This is a genomic window from Mesorhizobium sp. M0870, from assembly GCF_040319775.1.
Classification (GTDB): domain Bacteria; phylum Pseudomonadota; class Alphaproteobacteria; order Rhizobiales; family Rhizobiaceae; genus Mesorhizobium.
Genome location: NZ_JAMYOI010000022.1, coordinates 76,437 through 97,247, shown reverse-complemented (window position 1 = coordinate 97,247; position 20,811 = coordinate 76,437). Strand labels below are relative to the sequence as shown.

The 20,811-nt window shown below is 65.3% G+C and carries 16 protein-coding genes; 7 read left to right on the top strand and 9 right to left on the bottom strand.

What is annotated here, in order from left to right; genetic code table 11:
* Positions 1-52: 52 nt before the first annotated feature.
* Positions 53-961 (top strand): EamA family transporter, encoded by a 909-nt coding sequence (locus NKH97_RS23865; protein ID WP_352798896.1) that lies wholly within the window; start codon positions 53-55, stop codon positions 959-961.
* Between the two features lie 10 nt (positions 962-971).
* On the opposite strand, the gene NKH97_RS23860 is transcribed toward NKH97_RS23865, so the two are convergent.
* On the bottom strand, positions 972-1,859 hold the full coding sequence (locus NKH97_RS23860) for a dienelactone hydrolase family protein (protein WP_352798895.1): 888 nt from the start codon (positions 1,857-1,859) through the stop codon (positions 972-974).
* Between the two features lie 269 nt (positions 1,860-2,128).
* Between NKH97_RS23860 and NKH97_RS23855 the strand changes: the two genes are divergently transcribed.
* Positions 2,129-2,284, top strand: a complete 156-nt coding sequence (locus tag NKH97_RS23855; RefSeq protein ID WP_352761653.1) for a hypothetical protein — start codon at positions 2,129-2,131, stop codon at positions 2,282-2,284.
* Between the two features lie 9 nt (positions 2,285-2,293).
* Positions 2,294-2,728 (top strand): hypothetical protein, encoded by a 435-nt coding sequence (locus NKH97_RS23850; RefSeq protein ID WP_127368749.1) that lies wholly within the window; start codon positions 2,294-2,296, stop codon positions 2,726-2,728.
* A 135-nt stretch (positions 2,729-2,863) separates the two neighbouring features.
* Here NKH97_RS23850 and NKH97_RS23845 read toward each other — a convergent pair whose 3' ends face one another.
* The gene (locus NKH97_RS23845; RefSeq protein WP_352798894.1) at positions 2,864-5,179 is read right to left on the bottom strand and encodes a glucose/quinate/shikimate family membrane-bound PQQ-dependent dehydrogenase; all 2,316 of its coding nucleotides are present in this window, start codon (positions 5,177-5,179) and stop codon (positions 2,864-2,866) included.
* A gap of 252 nt (positions 5,180-5,431) precedes the next feature.
* Here NKH97_RS23845 and NKH97_RS23840 point away from each other — a divergent pair, with 252 nt between their 5' ends.
* Positions 5,432-8,095, top strand: a complete 2,664-nt coding sequence (locus NKH97_RS23840; protein ID WP_352798893.1) for an ATP-dependent helicase — start codon at positions 5,432-5,434, stop codon at positions 8,093-8,095.
* Between the two features lie 282 nt (positions 8,096-8,377).
* On the opposite strand, the gene NKH97_RS23835 is transcribed toward NKH97_RS23840, so the two are convergent.
* The 5 genes from NKH97_RS23835 to NKH97_RS23815 all read right to left on the bottom strand — a co-directional run bounded on the left by NKH97_RS23835 (position 8,378) and on the right by NKH97_RS23815 (position 13,364).
* A complete protein-coding gene (locus tag NKH97_RS23835) occupies positions 8,378-9,427 on the bottom strand; it encodes an ABC transporter permease (protein WP_023813109.1) in 1,050 nt (349 codons plus the stop codon).
* The gene (locus tag NKH97_RS23830; RefSeq protein ID WP_352798892.1) at positions 9,424-10,221 is read right to left on the bottom strand and encodes an ATP-binding cassette domain-containing protein; all 798 of its coding nucleotides are present in this window, start codon (positions 10,219-10,221) and stop codon (positions 9,424-9,426) included. The genes NKH97_RS23835 and NKH97_RS23830 overlap by 4 nt, the downstream gene beginning before the upstream one ends.
* An 89-nt stretch (positions 10,222-10,310) precedes the next feature.
* Positions 10,311-11,324, bottom strand: a complete 1,014-nt coding sequence (locus NKH97_RS23825; protein WP_352798891.1) for a substrate-binding domain-containing protein — start codon at positions 11,322-11,324, stop codon at positions 10,311-10,313.
* A gap of 103 nt (positions 11,325-11,427) precedes the next feature.
* Positions 11,428-12,336 carry a sugar phosphate isomerase/epimerase family protein gene (locus NKH97_RS23820; protein ID WP_352798890.1) on the bottom strand — a complete coding sequence of 303 codons (909 nt, stop codon included), beginning with the start codon at positions 12,334-12,336 and terminating at the stop codon, positions 11,428-11,430.
* The gene (locus tag NKH97_RS23815) at positions 12,333-13,364 is read right to left on the bottom strand and encodes a Gfo/Idh/MocA family protein (RefSeq protein WP_352798889.1); all 1,032 of its coding nucleotides are present in this window, start codon (positions 13,362-13,364) and stop codon (positions 12,333-12,335) included. Before NKH97_RS23815 ends, NKH97_RS23820 begins: the two co-directional genes overlap by 4 nt.
* A gap of 196 nt (positions 13,365-13,560) precedes the next feature.
* On the opposite strand from NKH97_RS23815, the gene NKH97_RS23810 reads away from it, so the two are divergent.
* Positions 13,561-14,586, top strand: coding sequence for a LacI family DNA-binding transcriptional regulator (locus NKH97_RS23810; protein WP_352798888.1), 1,026 nt, complete (start codon positions 13,561-13,563; stop codon positions 14,584-14,586).
* A 141-nt stretch (positions 14,587-14,727) separates the two neighbouring features.
* Here the strand turns inward: NKH97_RS23810 and NKH97_RS23805 are convergent, their stop codons facing one another.
* Positions 14,728-16,281, bottom strand: coding sequence for a trimethylamine methyltransferase family protein (locus NKH97_RS23805; protein WP_352798887.1), 1,554 nt, complete (start codon positions 16,279-16,281; stop codon positions 14,728-14,730).
* A gap of 12 nt (positions 16,282-16,293) precedes the next feature.
* Positions 16,294-18,705, bottom strand: coding sequence for a GcvT family protein (locus NKH97_RS23800; RefSeq protein WP_352798886.1), 2,412 nt, complete (start codon positions 18,703-18,705; stop codon positions 16,294-16,296).
* 244 nt (positions 18,706-18,949) lie between these two features.
* Between NKH97_RS23800 and NKH97_RS23795 the strand changes: the two genes are divergently transcribed.
* Both NKH97_RS23795 and NKH97_RS23790 read left to right on the top strand, forming a co-directional pair.
* The gene (locus NKH97_RS23795) at positions 18,950-20,428 is read left to right on the top strand and encodes an esterase-like activity of phytase family protein (protein ID WP_352798885.1); all 1,479 of its coding nucleotides are present in this window, start codon (positions 18,950-18,952) and stop codon (positions 20,426-20,428) included.
* Between the two features lie 169 nt (positions 20,429-20,597).
* Positions 20,598-20,804, top strand: a complete 207-nt coding sequence (locus tag NKH97_RS23790; RefSeq protein ID WP_352798884.1) for a hypothetical protein — start codon at positions 20,598-20,600, stop codon at positions 20,802-20,804.
* Positions 20,805-20,811 lie beyond the last annotated feature (7 nt).

Below are 20,811 nucleotides of genomic sequence, written 5' to 3'. Positions count from 1 at the left end.
GAGCCCATCATCACTCATATAAACCGGCAAATATGCCTGCGATACTGATCCGATGGATGATCAAACGCAAGCTCTTACAGCAGACCCTGCCCCCGGCAATCCCACCCTCGGCAGGCTGACGGAAAAATTGCCGCCGCATGTCTGGTTCGGCGTCAGCGCCGTCTTCCACTATCTCGGGCCGGCTTTCGCCGTGCTGCTTTTCCCGCATGTCGGCGTGCTCGGCATGGCGTGGCTGCGCATCGCCACGGCAGCACTCATCTTCGCACCACTGACCCGCCCATGGCGAACCTTCGCCCGCGCCGATCGCTCGACAAGGCTGCTGTTGCTGGCCTTCGGCGCCTGTCTGGCGGTGATGAACTGTTCGTTCTACCTGGCGCTCGACCGCCTGCCGATCTCGCTGGTGGCGGCGATCGAATTCGTCGGCACCATCGGCGTCGCGGTGGTCGGCCTCAGGAGCCCGCGCAATCTTGCCGCCCTTGCCGTCGCCGTCGCCGGCACCTTGCTGCTCATCGACGTCAGATGGTCCGATGATCCCATCGGGCTGTTCTGGGCCTTCCTCAACGGCGCGCTGTTTGTCGGCTACATCGTGCTCGGCCACCGCGTCGCCGCTTCGGGCGCAGGCAGCGGCATTGCCGGCCTGGGTGCCGCCATGGCGATCGCTTTCGTGGTCGTGCTGCCGATTGGCTTCACCGATGCGCTGCCCGCCTTTTTCTCACCATTGCTGCTGCTCGCCGCCATCGGCGTCGGCATCTGCTCGTCGGTTATCCCCTACATCTGCGACCAGCTCGCCATGTCGCGGCTGCCACGCGCGAGCTTCGCGCTGATGCTGTCGCTGCTGCCCGTCACCGCGACGCTGATCGGCGTTGTCGTGCTGCGCCAGATTCCAAGTTTTGCCGACTGCCTCGGCATTGCGCTGGTGGTCGCCGGCGTCGCCTTCCACAAGCCGGCGAACACGGATTAGACGGGTGCCCCTACGCCAATTTCTGCTTGAGGAAGGCGATCGTTCTGCCCCAGGCCAGGTCGGCCGCCTTCTTGTCGTAGCGCGCTGCCGACGTGTCGTTGTTGAAGGCATGGTTGGCGCCTTCATAGACATAGACCGTGTATTCGACATGCGCCGCGTCGAGTTCCTTCTTGAAGGCGTCGATGCCGGCATTGATGCGCTCGTCCAGTCCGCCATAGTGCAGCAGCAAGGCCGCCTTGATCTTGGACATATCGGCGGCCTTCGGCTGCATGCCGTAATAGGCAACGCCGGCACTGAGATCGGGGGCGTTGATGGCCAGCATGTTGACCGTGCCGCCACCCCAGCAGAAGCCGATGGCGCCGACCTTGCCGTTGCCGTCCTTGTCGCTCTTGAGGAAAGCGACGGTCGCAACACCGTCGGCGATGGTCTGCGCCGGATCGAGCTTGGCGAACATGTCGCGCGCCTTGTCTTCGTCGGTTGGCGTGCCGCCGAGCGGCGACAGGAAATCCGGCGCCAGCGCCACGAACCCCTCCAGCGCCACGCGTCGCGCCACGTCGCGGATATGCGGGTTGAGCCCCCTGTTCTCGTGCACGACGATGACAGTACCGAGCTTGCCCGCCTTGTCCGCCGGCTTGACCAGATAGCCCTTCATCTCGCCGCTGCCGGCGGGATAGCTGATGTCCTCGCCCTTCACCCGCGGATCGTTGTCGGCGACAACAGCCGCTTGCGCCGAATTTGCCGCCAGAAGCGGCGCGATCGCGGCCGCCGCCGCACCCGATCCGGCAAGCCGGGTCAACTGCTCCATGAAGCGGCGGCGATCGAGCGTCAGATGCGTATATTGGTCATAGGCGTCGATCATCGCCTGGGTGATGGCCGGCTTGGCGTCGGGTTTCCTCATGGATCGGGTCCTCTGCTTCGGGCTTTAATTGCCAGCTACATAGGGACCAGGCCGGCATGGTCCAGTCGAGCACTCATCGCGGCCGCCGATTGCCTCAGGGCGTATGCCGCCGGCCGCGCCCCGGTAGTAAAGCCGGCGCCATGCGCGGCCGTGTCATCACTTTTTGGTCATTGGCGACAAATCCTGCTGGCGCTGCCACAATCGTGAGGGAAGGTGGCTATCGACGGTATCTTGACCGCGTGCCTACACGTCAGACCCAGAAGGAAGCGATGACCATGACCCTGCCTTCCCCGATCCTCGCCAGCGCGCTCGTCCTTGCGGCGGCCGCCGCTTTGGCCCTGTGCTCGATGGTTCTGAACGCAGGCAGACGATCGTTGATCAGGGTCCGCGCTGAGCGGAACCGCAACACGAAAAACCAGGGTTGAGGTGACGCTATGAACGTCCAGGACATCGTCAACACCGTTTCGCAGAAGGCGGGCCTCGACCAGGCGACGACGGAGAAAGTCGTCGGCACCATTTTCTCGGTGCTCGAACACGAGGCGGAAGGCACAAGCGCCTCGGCGTTCTTCGCCAGGATTCCCGGCGCCGACGACCTTGCCCATCAATATGACGTGATGGCCGCCGCTCCGGCCGGCGGTGGCGGTTTTCTGTCGTCGTTGCAGGGCGCGCTTGGCGGCGTTCTCGGCGAGAAGGCCGGCGCGCTGATCAACGGCATCGCCGCGCTCAAGGCATCCGGGCTCGACATGGCGCAGATCCAGAAGGCCGGCGCGACGCTGATCCAGCAGGCCGAAGCCGCCGCCGGCCCCGACCTGACCAACAAGGTGCTCGGCTCGGTGCCCAGCCTGAAGGGCCATCTGGGGATTGGCTGATCGACAACGGGCCGATCGGAAGATTTGCCGCCTCATCGCCCAGTCGGGCACTTCTCCCCGTCACTATACGGGGAAAAGATACCGGCACAGATGAGGGGGCTGCGTGACCTCTGAAAGATCGCGTCCCCCTGTCGCCTACTTCGGCAGCGCGTAGGCCATAACATAATCCCCGGGCTTGGTGCCGACCGAACCGTGGCCGCCGGCGACGATGACCACGAACTGGCGGCCGTCGGCGACCGTATAGGTCATCGGCGTCGATTGCCCGCCGGCCGGCAGCCGCGCCTCCCACAGCTGCTTGCCCGATGTCAGGTCATAGGCGCGCAGATAGTCGTCGACCGCGGCCCCCAGGAAGGCGACGCCGCCAGCGGTGATCATCGGCCCGCCAATGCCCGGCACCCCGACTTTCAGCGGCAGCGGCAGCGGCGTCATATCGTAGACGGTGCCGTTGCGGTGCTTGTAGGCGATCTTGCCGGTCCTGAGATCGGCGCCGGCGACATAGCCCCAGGGCGGCGCCTGGCAAGGAATGCCGAGCGGCGACAGGAACGGCCCCATCACCACCGCATAGGGCGCGCCCTCGTTGCGGTTCAGCCCCTGCTCGCTGCCGCGCCCTTCGTCCGGCGGCGGCACCTGATCGCGCGGGATCAACTGCGACTTGAACGCCAGATAGGTCGGCATGCCGAACAGCACCTGCCGGACCGGATCGACGGCGACGCCGCCCCAGTTGAAGGTGCCGAAATTGCCGGGGTAGATCAGCGAGCCCTGGACGGAAGGCGGCGTATAGCGTCCCTCATAGCGCAGGCCCTGGAATTCGATCCGGCAGGCCAACTGGTCGAACATGGTTAGGCCCCACATGTCGGCGCCGGTGAGCGGCTTCGGCATGAAGGTGAGATCGGAGACCGGCTGCGTCGGCGATGTGTGGTCGCCTTCGACCGCGCCGCCCGGCGCCGGCACTTCGTTGACCGCAATGACCGGCTCGCCGGTGCGGCGGTCGAGCACATAGAGGTCGCCCTGCTTGGTCGGTCCGACCAGCGCCGGCACCACCGTGCCGTCGGGTTTGGTGATGTCGATCAGGCTCGGCTGTGCCGGTACGTCCATGTCCCAGAGATCGTGGTGCACGGTCTGCCGCACCCAGCGCACCTGCCCGGTGTTGAGGTCGAGCGCGGTGATCGACGACGAGAACTTCTCGACATTGGCGCTGCGCCCGGCGCCGAGCTGATCCGGCGTCTGGTTGCCGAGCGGCACGTAGAGCAGGCCGAGCTTCTCGTCGGCGCTCGGCGTCGACCACATGTTGGGCGAGTTGGCGGTATAAGTTTGGCCCGCCGGCAGCGGCGTCGTCTGGTCCGGATTGCCGGAATCCCAGTTCCACACCAGCGCGCCGGTGGCAGCGTCGTAGGCGCGGATGACGCCGGACGGCTCCTGCGTCGAGTAATTGTCGTTGACCGCGCCGCCGACGATGATCTTGCCGCCTGATATCAGCGGCGCCGAGGTCGAGTAATAATAGCCCGACTTCGGATAGGGCATGTTGGTCAGAAGGTTCAGCGTGCCGCCCTCGGCAAAAGCCGGGCAGACCTGCCCGTTGGCGGCGTCGAGCGCGATCAGCCGCGCGTCCGAGGTCGGCAGGTAGACGCGGGTCGCACAGGGCTGCCCGGCGGCGCCGGCGGCATCGGCGTAATAGGCCACGCCGCGGCAGGTCTGGTGCTGGCGGTCCTTGTCGAGCTTGACCTTGGGATCGAAGCGCCATTTCTCCTTGCCGCTCGCGGCATCGATGGCGATGGCGAAATTATGCGGTGTGCAGATGTAGAGCGTGTCGCCAATCTTCAGCGGCGTCACCTGATAGGTGGTCTCGCCGACGTCGTCCGGACCCTTCACGTCGCCGGTCTGGTAGGTCCACGCCGGCTGCAGCTTGGCCACATTGTCCGGTGTGATCTGGTCGAGCGGCGAATAGCGCTGGCCGAACTGCGTACGTCCGTAATAGTGCCACTCGCCGGCCGGCACATCATTGCCAAGATTGGCGTTGGCGACCACCTTGTCGGTGCCGAGTTCGCCGGCAATGTCCTTCGGATCTGAAGTCATCGAAGAACCGGCGACGGCCAGCGAGGCCAGCACGGCCAGGATCAGCGGCGCGCGTGCGTCAGGGCCGACAAGACCCCGCCTCGCCCACGGCGTCAGCAGCCACAAAGCGAGAAGCACGATGATGCCGCCGCGCGGTCCAAGTTCCCACCAGTCGAAGCCGGTTTCCCAGACCGCCCAGGCCAACGTGCCGAGCACGATCACCGCGTAGAGCCACAGTGCGGTGGACCGGCGCCGGTAGAGCAGCCAGGCGGCGATCAGGAAGGCAAGGCCGGCAACGACATAGTACCAGCTGCCGCCCAGCATCGCCAGGCGGATGCCGCCGCCGCCGAGTGCCAGGCCGATGAGGAAAAGAATGAGGGAGGTGATGGTGACAGCCAAGATGATACTCCTTCGACTGTTGCGCTTCGCGGCGCGGCCATGGCAACCCGGCATTGCGTCGCTGCCCGAAGCACAACTTTCTCCTGACGGTCCCGCCTGTCAAGCACGGGCCTCAAGCGCAGGCGGTAATGGTCCATCGCAATTGGAATAACATCGACCGCGGTGGGAGCGCGGGGCAGCAATCGGGCACTTTAGCGGAACAAAACGTAGACAGTTCTGGTCTTTCCCCACCGAATCACTACATTCGGGGCGATGTCCGGCTTTTCCGAAGACATGCCCTTTTTCGACGAACCCAATGCGCGGCCCACGGCCCCGTCGGGCATCGCCGCGCGCGCCATGGCTGCCCGCAGCGGACACAACAACGCGCCCGACTATCTCAAGGGGCTGAACCCCGAGCAGAGGCTGGCGGTGGAAACCACCGAAGGTCCGGTTCTGGTGCTGGCCGGAGCCGGCACCGGCAAGACCCGCGTGCTCACCACCCGCATCGCTCACATCCTCGCCACCGGCAAGGCGTTCCCGTCGCAGATCCTCGCGGTAACCTTCACCAACAAAGCCGCGCGCGAGATGAAGATCCGCATCGGCGTGCTGATCGGCGAAGGCAATGTCGAGGGCATGCCATGGCTCGGCACCTTCCACTCGATTGGCGTCAAGCTGCTTCGCCGCCATGCCGAACTCGCCGGTTTGCGCTCCGACTTCACCATCCTCGACACCGACGACGTCGTGCGGCTGATCAAGCAGCTGATCCAGGCCGAAGGGCTCGACGACAAGCGCTGGCCGGCCAAGCAGTTCGCCCAGATGATCGATGGCTGGAAGAACAAGGGGCAAGGTCCGGCCGACATCGCCGAGGGCGACGCGCGCGCCTTCGCCAACGGCAAGGGCCGCGAACTCTACAAGGCCTATCAGGAGCGGCTGAAGACGCTGAACGCCTGCGATTTCGGCGACCTCCTGTGCCACCCGATCCGCATCTTCCGCGCCAATCCGGACGTGCTGAAGGAATACCACAAGCGCTTCAAATACATCCTCGTCGACGAGTACCAGGACACCAACACCGCCCAGTACATGTGGCTGCGGCTTTTGGCGCAGAGGCCGGATGCCGGGCGCAAGCCTTCGGCGACTAATCTCCAATCGGCCGAAGGCCGCAAGGACGACCGTCCGTCCGAGCCGTTGCGAGGCCCCCGCGGAGGGCCCGCGCCGGCAGGCGCGGAACAGCCCGTGAGCGTGAATATATGCTGCGTCGGCGACGACGACCAATCCATCTATGGCTGGCGCGGCGCCGAGGTCGACAACATCCTGCGCTTCGACAAGGATTTTCCCGGCGCCACCATCATCCGGCTGGAGCGCAACTACCGCTCGACCGCGCACATACTGGGGGCCGCCTCCCACCTCATAGCCCACAATGAGGGCCGCTTCGGCAAGACGCTGTTCACCGACCGCAACGATCCCGAGGACGGCAAGGTGCATGTCCACGCCGCCTGGGATTCCGAGGAGGAAGCCCGCGCCGTCGGCGAGACGATCGAGACCTACCAGCGGCAAAAGCACAATCTCAACGACATGGCGATCCTGGTACGCGCCTCCTTCCAGATGCGCGAGTTTGAGGACCGCTTCGTCACGCTCGGCCTCAACTACCGCGTCATCGGCGGTCCGCGCTTCTATGAACGCATGGAGATCCGCGATGCGCTGGCCTTCTTCCGCGTGGTGGCGCAAGGCGCCGACGACCTCGCCTTCGAGCGCATCGTCAATGTGCCCAAGCGCGGCCTTGGTGAAGCCACCATCCGCCAGATCCACGACACGGCCCGCGCGCTGCGCATCCCAATGCTGGAAGCCGCCGCCAAGCTGGCCGAAAGCGACGAGTTGAAGCCGAAGCCCCGCGCCGCCTTGCGCGAAGTCGCGGCCAATTTCGAACGCTGGCAGAAGGCGCTGGAAACCACGCCGCACACCGAACTCGCCGAGACCATTCTCGAAGAGAGCGGCTACACCGACATGTGGAAGAACGACCGCTCGGTCGAAGCGCCCGGCCGGCTGGAGAACCTGAAAGAGCTGATCCGCTCGATGGAGGAGTATGAATCGCTGCGCTCCTTCCTCGAGCATGTCGCATTGGTCATGGACGCTGAGCAGAACGCCGGGCTCGACGCCGTCTCGATCATGACGCTGCATTCGGCCAAGGGCCTCGAATTCGAGACCGTCTTCCTGCCCGGCTGGGAAGAAGGCCTGTTCCCGCATCAGCGCGCGCTGGACGAAGGCGGCCGCTCCGGACTGGAGGAAGAGCGCCGGCTCGCCTATGTCGGCCTGACCCGCGCCAAGAAGAACCTGCATCTGTGGTTCGTCTCCAACCGCCGCATCCACGGCCTGTGGCAGTCGACCATCCCGTCGCGCTTTCTCGACGAACTGCCGGAAGCCCATGTCGAGGTCGCCGAAAGCGGCAACAGCTACGGCGGCTACGGCAATTCCTACGGCGGCGGTTCTTTTGCCTCCGGCCGTGGCGGCCAGGGGGCAGGACGGCAGAACCCCTATGGCGCCTCGCGCTTCGACAATGTCGGCGCCGACACCGAAAAATCCGGCGCCTTCTCCAACACCTATGCGACGCCGGGCTGGCAGCGCGCCCAGGCCAACCGCACCGAGGCGACCGACCGCAACTGGGGCTCGCGCTCCGGCCACCAGGTCGAGCGCATCGGCTATGGCGAAACCGACTCCGGCTACGGCGCCGGCCGCACCTCGGTCAAAGGCCGCACCATCGACGGCGAACTGGTCGCCAAATCCGTCTCCGACACGCCATCCGCCTTCAACATCGGCGACCGCGTCTTCCACCAGAAATTCGGCAACGGCAACATTTCCGCGATCGAAGGCAACAAGCTGACCATCGACTTCGACAAGGCCGGCCAGAAGCGCGTGCTGGACGGGTTCGTCGCGGCGGTGTGAGCGCCCGCTTGCCCTACAAGCGACCATTCTCTGGCGGAAGCCCCACCTTCGTCATCCACGGGCGGAGCAGGAGCGAAGCGACGTCGCGGAGACCCGAGGATCCATGCCGAGACCTTCGCCCAGAAATGCAGCGGAGCAGAATTCCACAACCGGAGCGGTACTTTTAAGTCGCGGCATGGATCCTCGGGTCTGCGCCGCGTCGCTACGCTCCTTGCTTCGCCCGTGGATGACGAAATGATGGGCGTCCGCGCAAGGCATGCGGTCCGCCAACGAAACAGCCCCTCACCGATACCGCGCCTGGTTCCACTTATGCCCCAGCAGTGACAGGATGATGATCAGGCCGTTGAAGAACTGGACGTAAAAGCCGCTCAGGCCTGCCGCCACGACACCGGTCTGGATGAACGACACGGTGACGGCGCCGATGGCGCCGCCGACCACGGTGCCGATGCCGCCCCAGGTCGGCGTGCCGCCGACGAACACCGAGGCCAGCACCGGCAGGAGATAGCCGTCGCCGGCGGTCGGCCACCAGGTGAAATTGATCATCACCGAGAAGGTGCCGGCGATCGCAGCACCAATGCCGACGAAGACGAACACTTTCACCCGCACGCGCTTGACGTCGATGCCCATCTGCTGGGCGCTGTCGGGGTTGTCGCCGACCACCCTCACCTGCGCGCCGAAGCGATGGCGGTTATAGAGCATCGCCGACAGCACGACGAAACCGATGGCCCAGAAGATCTGCACCGGAATGCCCAGCAGCTGGCTTGAGAAGATCGTGTAGGCCCAGCTGTCGCTGAGGCTGGTCAGCGCCATCGACTTGCCTTCGTTGATGATCTGGATCAGGCCGCGCAGCAGGAAATTCATGCCGAGCGTGGCGATCAGTGAAGACAGCCCGCCATAGACCACCAGCGAGCCTACCAGGAAGCCGAGCAGCATGCCGGTGACGAGCGCCGCGGCGATGCCGAGAAACGGATCGTAGCCGGCCTGCACGACCAGCGCGAAGACCCATGAGGCAAAACCCATCGTCGCCGGAAACGACAGGTCGATCTCGCCGCAGGTGACGACGAACACCAGCGGCACCACCACGAACAGCGCCACCGGCAGCGTCGTCAGCACCGAGCGGTAGAGATACCAGGTGGTGAAGACGGTCGGGTTCGCGATCATGAACACCGCCATCATGACGATGAACACGGCGAGCGTGCCGAGCGCGGCACGGTTGTCGAGGATGAAGCCGCGCATCCAGTGATCGGATGGGTGTTTCCACTCTTTCTGGGCACTGGGGCGGGGAATGCCGGCGGACGGCTCGTGCAGATCGGGCTCCATGGTCTTGCTCATCGTGCTCTCTGCTCCGCGTCGCCGGCATCGTGCAGCCCGGCCAATCCGCCGGGATGCGCGACCTCTTCCATGAAGTTGATGAGATCTTCGGCCGACTTGACCTCGCTGCGGTCGGTCGTCAGTGCGACCTTGCCGCGGTCGAGCACGACGAAGCGGTCGGCGATGTCGAAGACATGATGGATGTTGTGGCCGATGAACAGGATCGAGCGGCCGCTCGCCCGCACCTGGCGCACGAAATGGAACACCTTGGCGGTTTCGGTCAGCGACAGCGCCGTCGTCGGCTCGTCGAGGACGATCAGCTCGGCCTGCTTGTAGATGGCGCGGGCGATCGCCACGCCCTGGCGTTCGCCGCCCGACAGCTGGCCGACGATCGACTGCGGCGTGAACACTTTCGAGGTGAAGCCGATCTCGCGCATCAGCCGGCTTGCCTCCTCGATCTCCTTGTTGACCCTGAGAAAGCCCATGAAGCCGGTCAGCTCGCGGCCCATGAAGATGTTGCGAACGATGGTCTGCTGCACGGCCAGCGCCCGGTCCTGGAACACCGTCTCGATGCCGGCCTCGCGCGAACGCGCCGTACTCCACCCGGTCACCGGCTTGCCGCGCACGAGGATTTCGCCGCTGGTCGGCTTGACCACGCCGGACAGGATCTTGATCAGCGTCGACTTGCCGGCGCCATTGTCGCCGAGCAGGCCGACGACCTCACCGCGGTCGACGCTGAGATTGACCCCGCCCAGTGCATAGACCTGGCCATAGGACTTGCTGATGTCGCGCAGTTCGATGAGGCGTTCTGCCATCGGATCCTCGCTTTGATTGTCTCGTGCCGGCTTCGTCGCCAGCGGTCCCGCCGGCCGGGGCCATAGATACCGGCCGGCGGCTTGGGAGGTCAGCGCAACGCCAGCTTGGCGAGCTCGGCGACGATCTCGTAATTTTCGGGCGTGACGAAGCCGGCGCCGGTGTCGACACTCATCGGCGCCAGCCCCAGCACCACCTGCTGGCAGAGGCTGAGGATCGGCAGATAGCCCTGCAGGAACGGTTGCTGGTCGGCGGTCAATTGCACCCAGCCGCCCTTGAAACCCTCGACGATCTGCGGGCTGGTGTCGAAGCCGAAATTGAATATCTCGCCCGCCTTGCGTCCGGCCGCCTGCATGTAGGTCGAGACATTGCCGAGCATCTGCCCGCCGGGATAGCCGACCGCCTTGACGTCGGGATTGTTGAGCAGCGCCGCGGTGATCACCGGAATGGCCAGATTGGGATCGGACGCCCATTCGCCGCTCGGCGGCGAGGACAGCTGGATGACCTCGACGCCGGCCTCCTTGAGCGCCGCCACCGTGCCGCGCTCACGCGCGCCGCGACTTTCGTTTTCGAACGGGCCGATCATGATCGCCTTGTCACCGGCCTTCAGCTTGCCCAGCTTGAACGCCTCGGCGCCGAGCGCGCGGCCCTGCTGTTCCTGCTGGGCGCCGATATAGCCGCCGCCGAATGCCGCCATCACCTTCGGCACCGGCACGTTCTGATACATCATCTTGATGCCGTCCTTGTGCGCCTGTTCGGCGAGCGGCATGATCGACGCGTCGCCCGGATGGCCCATCATGGCGATGCCGTTGGGCTTGACCGCGACGGCCTCGCGCAGTTGCTGCACCATCTTTTCGATGTCCCACTGGGAGAAGATGTAGTCGACCTTCGGCCCGAGATCGGCCTCTGCCTGCTTGGCGCCATTGTAGACGATGGTGCCGAAAGCGTCGCCCTCGGCGCCGCCGACGAAGAAGCGGATGTGGACGTCCTTGCACCATTTGGCGTCGAGCGCCTGCGCAGGCAAGGTGGAGATCGCGGCGGCAAGCACCGTGGCGGCGGCCACGACGGTCGAGCGCAGAACTGTCCTTCTCATCGTCATGCTCATGCACTTATCCTCCCTTTTTGTCCTCGCAAGCGAGGGGTTTCGACATTCGCTTCGTCAATGTGCGTTGCAGACATCCCGGCCGGCTCCTCCCGCCGGCCGATCCTCACATCGGGTTCGGCAGGTAGCTGGCCCCTCCCCGGCATTGCTTGAGATATTCCAGCGCCCGCACCTGGCCGGTGATCTCGAGGTCGCCGCGATAGACCGGGTCGTGCCAGCCTTCGATGTCGATGGCGCCCTTGTAGCCGGCCAGTCGCAATTCGCTGATCACCCGCGTCCAGTCGCTGTCGCCGAAACCGGGCGTGCGCATCTGCACGAAGGGCAGTCGGCCGAACACGCCATGCTCGCGGATCACGTCCCAACGCACCGTCGCGTCCTTGCCGTGGACGTGGAAGATGCGCGGCGCCCATTTGCGGATCTGCGGCATCGGGTCGATCAGATAGACGAGCTGGTGGCAGGGCTCCCATTCCAGTCCGAGATTGTCGTCGGGCACTTCGTTGAACATCAGCTCCCAGGCGTCCGGATTGTGGGCAATGTTCCAGTCGCCGGCGGCCCAGTTGCCATCCATGGCGCAGTTCTCGAACGCGATGCGCACGCCCTTGTCGGCGGCACGCCTGGCCAACGGTCCCCAGACCTCCTTGAAGCGCGGCAGGCTGTCCGTCAGAGGTTTGCCGCGCAGGCGGCCGGTGAAGCCGCTGACCATCGAGGTGCCGAACAGATGCGCATTGTCGATCACGGTTTCCCACGCTGCGAGCACGCCGCGATCGACCTCGCCGTCTTCCAGCGGATTGCCGAACACGCCGAGCGAGGACACGGTGACGTCGGCATCGCCGATCGCCTCGCGGATCTGGCCGGCGAGAAGCGGCAGGTCCTTGCCGCCAAGCGTTTGCCAGAAGAAGGGCTGGATGCTCTCGAAGCCGAGCGGCAGGATCTGTTTGATGTAAGCCGCCGGGTCGTCGAGATTGGCCCGCACCATGGTGCCGATCCGGATGTCGAGAAGCAAGTTCGGCGTCATTGTGCGTCCTCTGCGATTGTCACGCGACGGCCGGTCTCGGCGCTTTCGATGGCGCCGAAAACCATGGCCAGGCTCTTGATGTTGTCGGCGCCGCGCGTTTCCGGCTCGGTGCCGGTCTCGATGGCGTGCACGAAATCCTGGAGAATGCCGAGATGGCCGCCGACGCGATCGGACGCATCAAGCGGCGGCACCGTGATCGGCTGGGTTTTGTCGAACATCCCATCGCGGCCCGGCATCACTGCTTCTGCCCTCAGGTCGTCATGCCCGTCCCAGATGAGGCTGCCGCGCTCGGCGACGATGCGCCATGTACTTTCCCAACTGGTGCGGAAGCCGGCGGCGCACCAGCTGCCGGCATAGGTGAAGACCTTGCCGCGGCCGAGATCGAAGACGGCGCTGGCCGACGATCCCTGCCGGTACCAGGAATTGGCCGGCTCCCATTCCTGGCAATAGACATTGGCCGGCTCGCCGGCGACCATGTAGCGGGCGGCGTCGAATGTGTGGATCGCCATGTCGAGCAGCAGGACATGCGCCATCTCCTCGCGAAAGCCGCCGAAATGCGGCGCGACGAAGAAGTCGGCGTGGATGCTGGTCGGCGTACCAATGGCGCCGGAATCCAGGAACCTGCGGATGCGCCTGACATTGGCGACATAGCGGCGGTTCTGCACGACCGCATGGATGCGCCCGGCGCGGCGAGCGGCCTCGACGATGGCGCGCGCATTTTCCCGACTGTCGGCGAGCGGCTTTTCCGTCAGCAGATGGCAATTGTGAGCAAAGGCGGACAGCGCAACTTCGCGCCGTGCGGCGGGGACCACAACATCGAATACCGCTTGCGGTTTGGTCTGGTCGAGCACGGCGTCGAGATTGCTGCCGATGAAGGCATTGGTGAGATCGTATTCGCGCGCCCTCGCCCGTGCCCTCTCGGCATCGATATCCACGAGGCCGACAAGGGTGAGCCCGCGGATCTGCCTGATGGCATCGAGCCAGGCCTTGCTCATCGCTCCGCAGCCGACCAGGACGACATCGATCATCCAGCGCTCCTCCTCCGCTCGGTCCTTCCAGACCGATCGTCACGGCATCCACGGCAGGACCGTAAACGTTTTTCCGTAAACGTTTACGAGAACACACCCGAAGGTGTAGAATGTCAATTGGCCGTTGGCGAAAATCGTCCTGTCGCCTTGGCCTGAGCGGCTACCGGTGCTAGCCAAGCAAGGGGAGTACAGTCACTTGGCATCCAGCATTCACGACCTTGCCCATCACTTGAACATATCGATCGGCACGGTGTCGCGAGCGCTGAACGGTCGCGCCGATGTAAATGCCGACACGCGCCAGCGCGTGCTCGAGGCGGCCAGGACGCTCAACTATTCGCCGAACCAGTCCGGCCGCAGCCTGAGGCAAGGCGCCACCCATTCGATCGCCTTCATGCTGCAGCCGCATCCCGGTGACCAGCAATATGGTGAGCCGTTCTTCATTCCATTCCTGATCGGGCTGCAGGCCAGGCTTGCCGAAAGCGGGCTCGACCTGACCGTGGTCATGGGGGCGCCGGGCGACTACCAGCAGGAGCGCCTGCGCCGTGTCGTCGAAACGCGCCGCGCCGACGCGGTGCTGCTGGCCTGGACGCGGCGCGAGGACGAGCGCATCGACTATCTCACCCAGGCCGGCTTTCCCTTCGCCACGCTCGGCCGCAGTCGCTCCGGGGCCAAGTCCTATCCTTCCCTCGACCTCGATTTCGAGAAGGCCGGCGCCGACGCCGTCGACCGCCTGGTGGCGCGCGGCCACCGCCGCATCGCCGCCGTCCGTCCGTCGCTCGACCTCAACTTCGGCTATTTGTTCCTGGCCGGCTACCGCAAGGCCCTGAAGCGGCACGGCATCGAGATCGACCCCGAGCTGATCGCCTCCGGCTTCATCAACGAGGCCGGCGGCTACGAGGTGACGCCTCAGGTGATGCGCTCCAAGGCCCCGCCGACCGCCATCATCTTCAACAATGATGCAATGGCGCTGGGCGGCTGCAAGGCGCTGGCCGAGATGGGCATCAGGCCGGGTCAAGACATGGCGGTGACCGTCATCGTCGACACGCCGCTCTGCCGCTATTTTTCCCCAGCCCTGACCGCCTTCCGCCCGGCGCTGGAGCCAATGGGACAACGCCTCGCCGAAATGCTGCTGGCGTCGCTTCCCGCCTTCGCCGGCCCGGAAGGTCCACGGATCATGCGCGAGGTCTGGCCGCTGGAACTGGTGGCGCGCGACAGTGATTGATGGTGGCAGCAGGACCGCCGATGTCGTCGTCCCCTCAAACAGCACACCGGTGCGCAGTGCACCGGCCGCAACCTTGAATGCGCGGGAGGCGCTGCAGGTTCCGGATCGCGCCACAATGAGGGCGATCAGCGAGAGCAAGTCTTAACATACCGGCGCCGCTCCGCCCTCTGCCGTGCGCCGCGCGATAAACTCATCCAGCACGCCGGCGGTGGCGGCAGCCGTTGCCGGCGGCGCGAAATCGGCAAGCACCCGCCTCCAGACGCCGGTGGCGCGCTCGCTTGCCGTCTTCGAGCCGCTTTGCGTCCAGTTGCCGAAATTCGACCAGTCGGCCACCAGCGGTTCATAGAAGGCGGTGCGGTAGCGCACCATGGTGTGGCCGGCCGAGAAGAAATGGCCGCCCGGCTGCACCTCGGCGATCGCTTCGAAACCGATGGAATCGCTGTCGCCAGGCGTCGGGGCACAGAGCTCGGCCACTGTCTGCAAAGCCTCGATGTCGGTGACCAGCTTTTCGAAGGAAACGCTTAAGCCCCCCTCCAGCCAGCCGGCGGCATGAATGCACATCGTCGCCCCGGCCAGCACCGAGCCCCACAGTGCGAACTGCGTTTCGTGCGCGGCCTGCGCATCGGAGATGTTGGCCGCGCTGCCGCCGCCGGACCGCCACGGCAGCCCGGTGAAGCGCGCCAGCTGACCGGCGCCCAGCGTCGCCTTGACATGCTCGGGCGTGCCGAAGGCCGGCGCACCGGATTTCATGTCGACATTGGAGGAAAACGAGCCATAGACGACTGGCGCACCCGGCCGAACGATCTGCGCCAGCGTCAGCCCGGCCAGCGCTTCGGCGTGCTGCAGCGTCAGCGCGCCGGCGACCGTGATCGGCGCCATGGCGCCCGCCAGGCAGAACGGCGTGATGACGGAGATTTGGCCCGCGCGGGCGAAATCGATGATGCCTTGCGCCATCGGGATGTCGAGCTGGCGCGGCGAGTTGGTGTTGATGACGGTGTAGCAATATGCATTTGCCAGAAACTCGTCCTCCGACAAGCCGCGCGCCAGCCGCAGCATCTCGAACCCGTCCTCGACCTGCGGCGTACCGCGCGCGAAGACGAATGGAAACTTGTCCGACAGCGTCAGCTGCGCGCGGTTGACGGCATAGTGCCGAAAGCGGTTGTCGACATCCTGCGGTTCGATGCAGGGCCCCAGCATATGCAGCACGTCGAAATGCTGCACCAGCCGCATGAGATCCTCGAAATCCGCCAGTGTTCCCGGCCGCCGGCCGCGCTCGAGATCGGTGACGTTCGGTGCTCCGCTCCCGGCCAGGAACGCCATCGAGCCAAGTTCGAGCGTCAAATCGCGCGCGCGGGAACCGGCATGGGCGTGGATCGACTTCGGCGCCGAGGCCAGTGCCGCCGTCACCATGTCGCGACCGATGCGCACCATGTCGGTGTCCGGATCGACCAGGGCGCCGGTATTGGCGAAAAGCTCACGCGCCTGCGGCAGCAGCACCTTGATGCCGAGCTCTTCCAGCACGCGCAACGCCGTGTCATGGATGGCGGCGACCTGATCATCCGAGAAGATCGGCTGCGGCAGGAACGGATTCTTCAGCGAATGGTAATTGGGCCGGCGGCTGCTTTCGCTGCCTGCCTCGCCCGTGCGTCCACGCCGGCGCTCGCGCCTGCTGTCCCGTGCCGCGTCATCGACCATGGTGTATTCTCCTCATTGCCGCATCGCCTTGCCCTCGGGATCGTAGGGCGAGGCCGCGATGACGCGTGCCGGCCGCTCGACGCCTACAATGTGCACCGAAAGCGCCGTACCCTCCTCGGCAAAATCGTCGTCCACCAACGCCAGTGCGACGCTCTTGCCGATCGTGTAACCAAATCCGCCCGAGGTGACGAAACCGACGCGCCGACTGTCATGCCAGACTGGCTCGAAACCGCTGGCATCGGCATCAATAGCGTCGATCTCCAGCGTCACGATCCGTTGCGAGGCACCGGCGTCGCGCTCCTTCAACGCCGCTTCGCGACCGGTGAAGTCACCCTTGCCAAAAGCGATGAAGCGGTCGAGACCGGTCTGGCCTGGGGTATAGCCCTGCGTGAATTCCCGCGACCAGATGCCGAAGCTTTTTTCCAGTCGCAATGCGTTGAGCGCGTAATAGCCGATTTCGGCCAAGCCGAGATCCTCGCCGGCGGCCAGCAGCGTTTCGCGCAGAGTGGCATGCATGGTCACAGGGCAACTGATTTCGAAGCCGAGTTCGCCCGCGATCGACAGCCGCGCCACACGCGCCTGCACCATGCCGATGTCGAATGCGCCGCAAGCCATGAACGGCAGTGCTGCGCCGGACACGTCCTGATGCGTCGTGCGCTCCAGGATCTTGCGCGCATTCGGCCCCGTCAGCAGGAAGCCGCTCATCGTATCCGAAAGGTCGGCGACGGTGACGCCTTCAGCCGCATGGCTCTCGAACCAGCGCATGTGGAATTCCCGGAGATAGTATGAGCCCATCAGCCAATAGCTGCCGCCGCCCCAGTTGAAGACGGTGAGGTCGCCCTTCAGCCGTCCGTCATGGCCAAGCATCGGCGCCAAGCGCGCCTGCCCTGCTTTCGGCAGCTTGCAGGCGAGCAGCCGGTCGAGCCACGCTTCCGCACCTGGCCCCGCCACCGCATAGCGCGAATAGGCCGAGATATCGACGAGACCGGCGGCGCGCCGCACCTGCAGCGCCTCGTCGCCGACGATGTCGAAGGCGTTGGAGCGCCGCAGCGTCGTGTTCTCGGCAAATCCCATCGGCGCGAAATAGGCCGGGATTTCCAGCCCCCAGGAAGCCGTCCATTCGCATCCCGCGGCCGTCATGCCGTCATAGGCGCCGGGGCGTTTCAGCGGCCGGCCGGCGGGCAGCCGTTCATTGGGAAAGGTCATGACGAAGCGGCGCGAATAGAACTGGCGCGTGGTCTGCTTGAGATATTCCCGGTTGGCGGCGAAGGCGCCGTAGCGGGCGATGTCCATGCCAAAGATGTCGGCCTGCGGTTCGCCGAAAATCATCCATTCGGCCAGCGACTTGCCGACGCCGCCGCCCTGGCTGAAACCGGCCATGACGCCGCAGGCGACCCAGTAATTCTTCAGCCCCCGCACCGGCCCGACAATCGGATTGCCGTCCGGCGTGAAGGTGAAGGCGCCGTTGACCCATTTGCGGATGCCGGCCGTCGCCAGGCAAGGGAAGCGCTCATGCGCCTTGGCGAGTTCCGGGCTGATGCGGTCGATGTCTTCGGGGATCAGCTCGATGCCGTAGTCCCACGGCGCACCATCCATGTTCCAGTGCTTGGGGTTCTGCTCATAGACGCCAAGCAGCACGCCCTTGCGCTCTTGCCTGAGATACGAGAAGCCGTCGAGATCGACGGCGATGCCGATTTCCCGGTCAAGTGCCGCGATCTCCGGAATGTCCTCGGTGATGAAATAATGATGCTCCATCGGCGTCACCGGCAGGTCGATGCCGGCCATGCGGCCGAGCTGCTTCGCCCACAGCCCGCCGGCATTGACGACATGCTCGGCGATGATGGTGCCCTGCTCCGTAACGACGTCCCAGCTCCCGTCGGCGCGCGCCTTCAACTCGACGACCCGGTTGCGCAGTATGATGTCGGCGCCGCGCTTTTTTGCAGCGCCGGCATAGGCGTGCGTCGTACCGTACGGGTCGAGATGGCCTTCGTTGGAATCATGCAGACCGCCAAGCACGCCGGAGACGTCGACGATCGGGCAGATCGCCTTGATCTCGTCGGGCGTGACGAGGCGCGCGGTCTCGATGCCAACCGACTGGAACACCGCCCAGGCCGATTTCAGCCACTCCCAGCGCGCGGGATCGCTGGCGATGTTGACGCCGCCCGTCATGTGCAGGCCGATATCCCAGCCGGATTCGGCCTCGATCTCGCGATAGAGATTGATGGTGTAGTCCTGCAGCGCCGCCACGTTGGGGTCGGCGTTAAGCGCATGGAAGCCTGCCGCCGCGTGCCAGGTCGAACCGGCCGTCAGTTCGGCGCGCTCGATCAGCGCCACATCCCTCCAGCCGAACCGCGTCAGGTGATAGAGCACCGAGGCTCCAACCACGCCACCTCCGATGACGACTGCGCGGTAGTGCGACTTCAAGGCTTCCCCTCCACGGTTAGTCCGAAGGCTGGAGCATATATTCACTGGACATAAGTGTCTAGTGCCGCGCGCGCGCATCGTTTTTCGTCGACCGCCGGCATGTACTGCGTGCTGTCACGCAAGCATCATGTTCGCGCCGTAGACCGCGTTTCGGGGAGGCTCGCGCGGCACCATCGGTGTCGCACCTCTTTCAGTTTTTCATCCCGCGGCCGCTCCGGCACATCCGTCACAAAGAGGATTATCCATGAAACACCTGTACCGAACCGCGTCGCTCGGCGTCGCGCTGGCCTTGTTCACCGCCTTGACGCCGGCCCTTGCCGACAGCACCACGACCGTCGGCGGCCCGGTCAATAAGGGGCTGGTCGGCGTCGGTCGCATCGCGGCCGCTCAGCGCGACAAGTTCGGCGAGACGTTTGGTTCGGGCTCCGGCATGTCGATCGACACATCAGGCTGGACGCATGAGGCCGCCGGCTACAAAGGTTCGCTCTGGCTGCTGCCGGACCGCGGCTACAATGTCGTCGGTACCACCGACTACCGGCCGCGCCTCAACACGATCGGCATCGAGTTTACCCCGGTGGCACCAGGTGCGGCACCTGCTGCCGGCCAGCGGCAGACCGGCGTCAAGGCGACGCTTGCCGACACCATGCTTCTCACCGACGACAAGGGCGCCGATGCCACCGGCCTCGATCCGCTCAACGGCGTGCGCGCGGCAAGCGCCGACATGCCGATCCTGCCGCAGGCCGACAACGGCAAGCTGGCGCTCGACAACGAGGCGATCGTGCGGCTGCCCGACGGATCGATGTTCATCTCCGACGAATACGGCCCGAACATCTATCGGTTTTCCGCCGACGGACATCTGCTGTCGGCAACCCAGCCACCGGCCGCCCTCGTGCCGATGCGCCACGGCACGCCGAACTTCGCCTCGGACAATCCGGGACCCGGTGCCGCCGAGCCCGATCCGAAGGATCCCGAAACCGGCCGCCAGAACAACCAGGGCCTTGAAGGCATGGCACTGACGCCGGACGGCAAGTTCGTGATCGCCGTGCTGCAGTCGGCGACAAGGCAGGACGGCGGCGATTCTCCCGCGACGCGCCAGAACACGCGTGCGCTGGTCTATGACGCGTCCGACCCCGCCCACCTCAAGCTGGCGCATGAGTATGTCGTGCCGCTGCCGGTGTTCAAGGATGCCAAGGGCAAGACCAAGGTCGCCGCGCAGAGCGAGATCGTGGCACTGTCGGATCAGACCTTCCTGATGCTGGCGCGCGACAGCGGCAACGGCCAGGGGCTGAAGGGCGACACCTCGCTTGTGCGCCAGATCTTCGTCGTCGACGTCTCGGCCGCGACCGACATCGCCGGCGGCGCCTTCGACGCCGCTGACAAGCCGGTCGCCCCCAAGGGCGTCGTCGACCCATCGGTGACACCGGCCAAGCTGACGCCATTCATCGACATCAACGACAGTGCCGAGCTCGGCCGCTTCGGCCTGCACAATGGCGCGCCCAACGACCAGGATAACCTGTCCGAGAAGTGGGAGGCGATGTCAGTGGTCAGCGTGCTCGATGCGAAGCTGCCCGACGACTACTTCCTGTTCGTCGCCAACGACAACGACTTCCTCGCCCAGGACGGTTTTCAGGTCGGCGCGCCCTACAAGGCCGAAGACGGCGCCAACGTCGACACCATGTTCCTGGTCTATCAGGTCACGCTGCCGGGTCTGGCCAAGAAGTAACGACCACTGCACGGGCGGGCGCGCTTGGCGCGTCCGCTGGGGCTCGCGGCTGGGCATGAACGGGGCAGCGGCTTTCAACTGTGCGGCGCGTTCGCAAGGGTGCATCTCGGTCCCGCCTGCGATATCATCGTGGACTGGATTCAAATCACCATCTGCCGAGCTGCCCGCCATGGACGAAAAAAATCCCCCGCGCCGGCGCACCGGCGACCTGACCAGCGGCCCGATCCCGCGCACGCTTCTGCTGTTCGCCCTGCCGGTGCTCGGCTCCAACGTGCTGCAGTCGCTCAACGGTTCGATCAACGCCGTCTGGGTCGGCCGTTTCCTCGGCGAATCGGCGCTGACCGCCACCTCCATGCCAACCTCGTCCTGTTCCTGATCCTCGG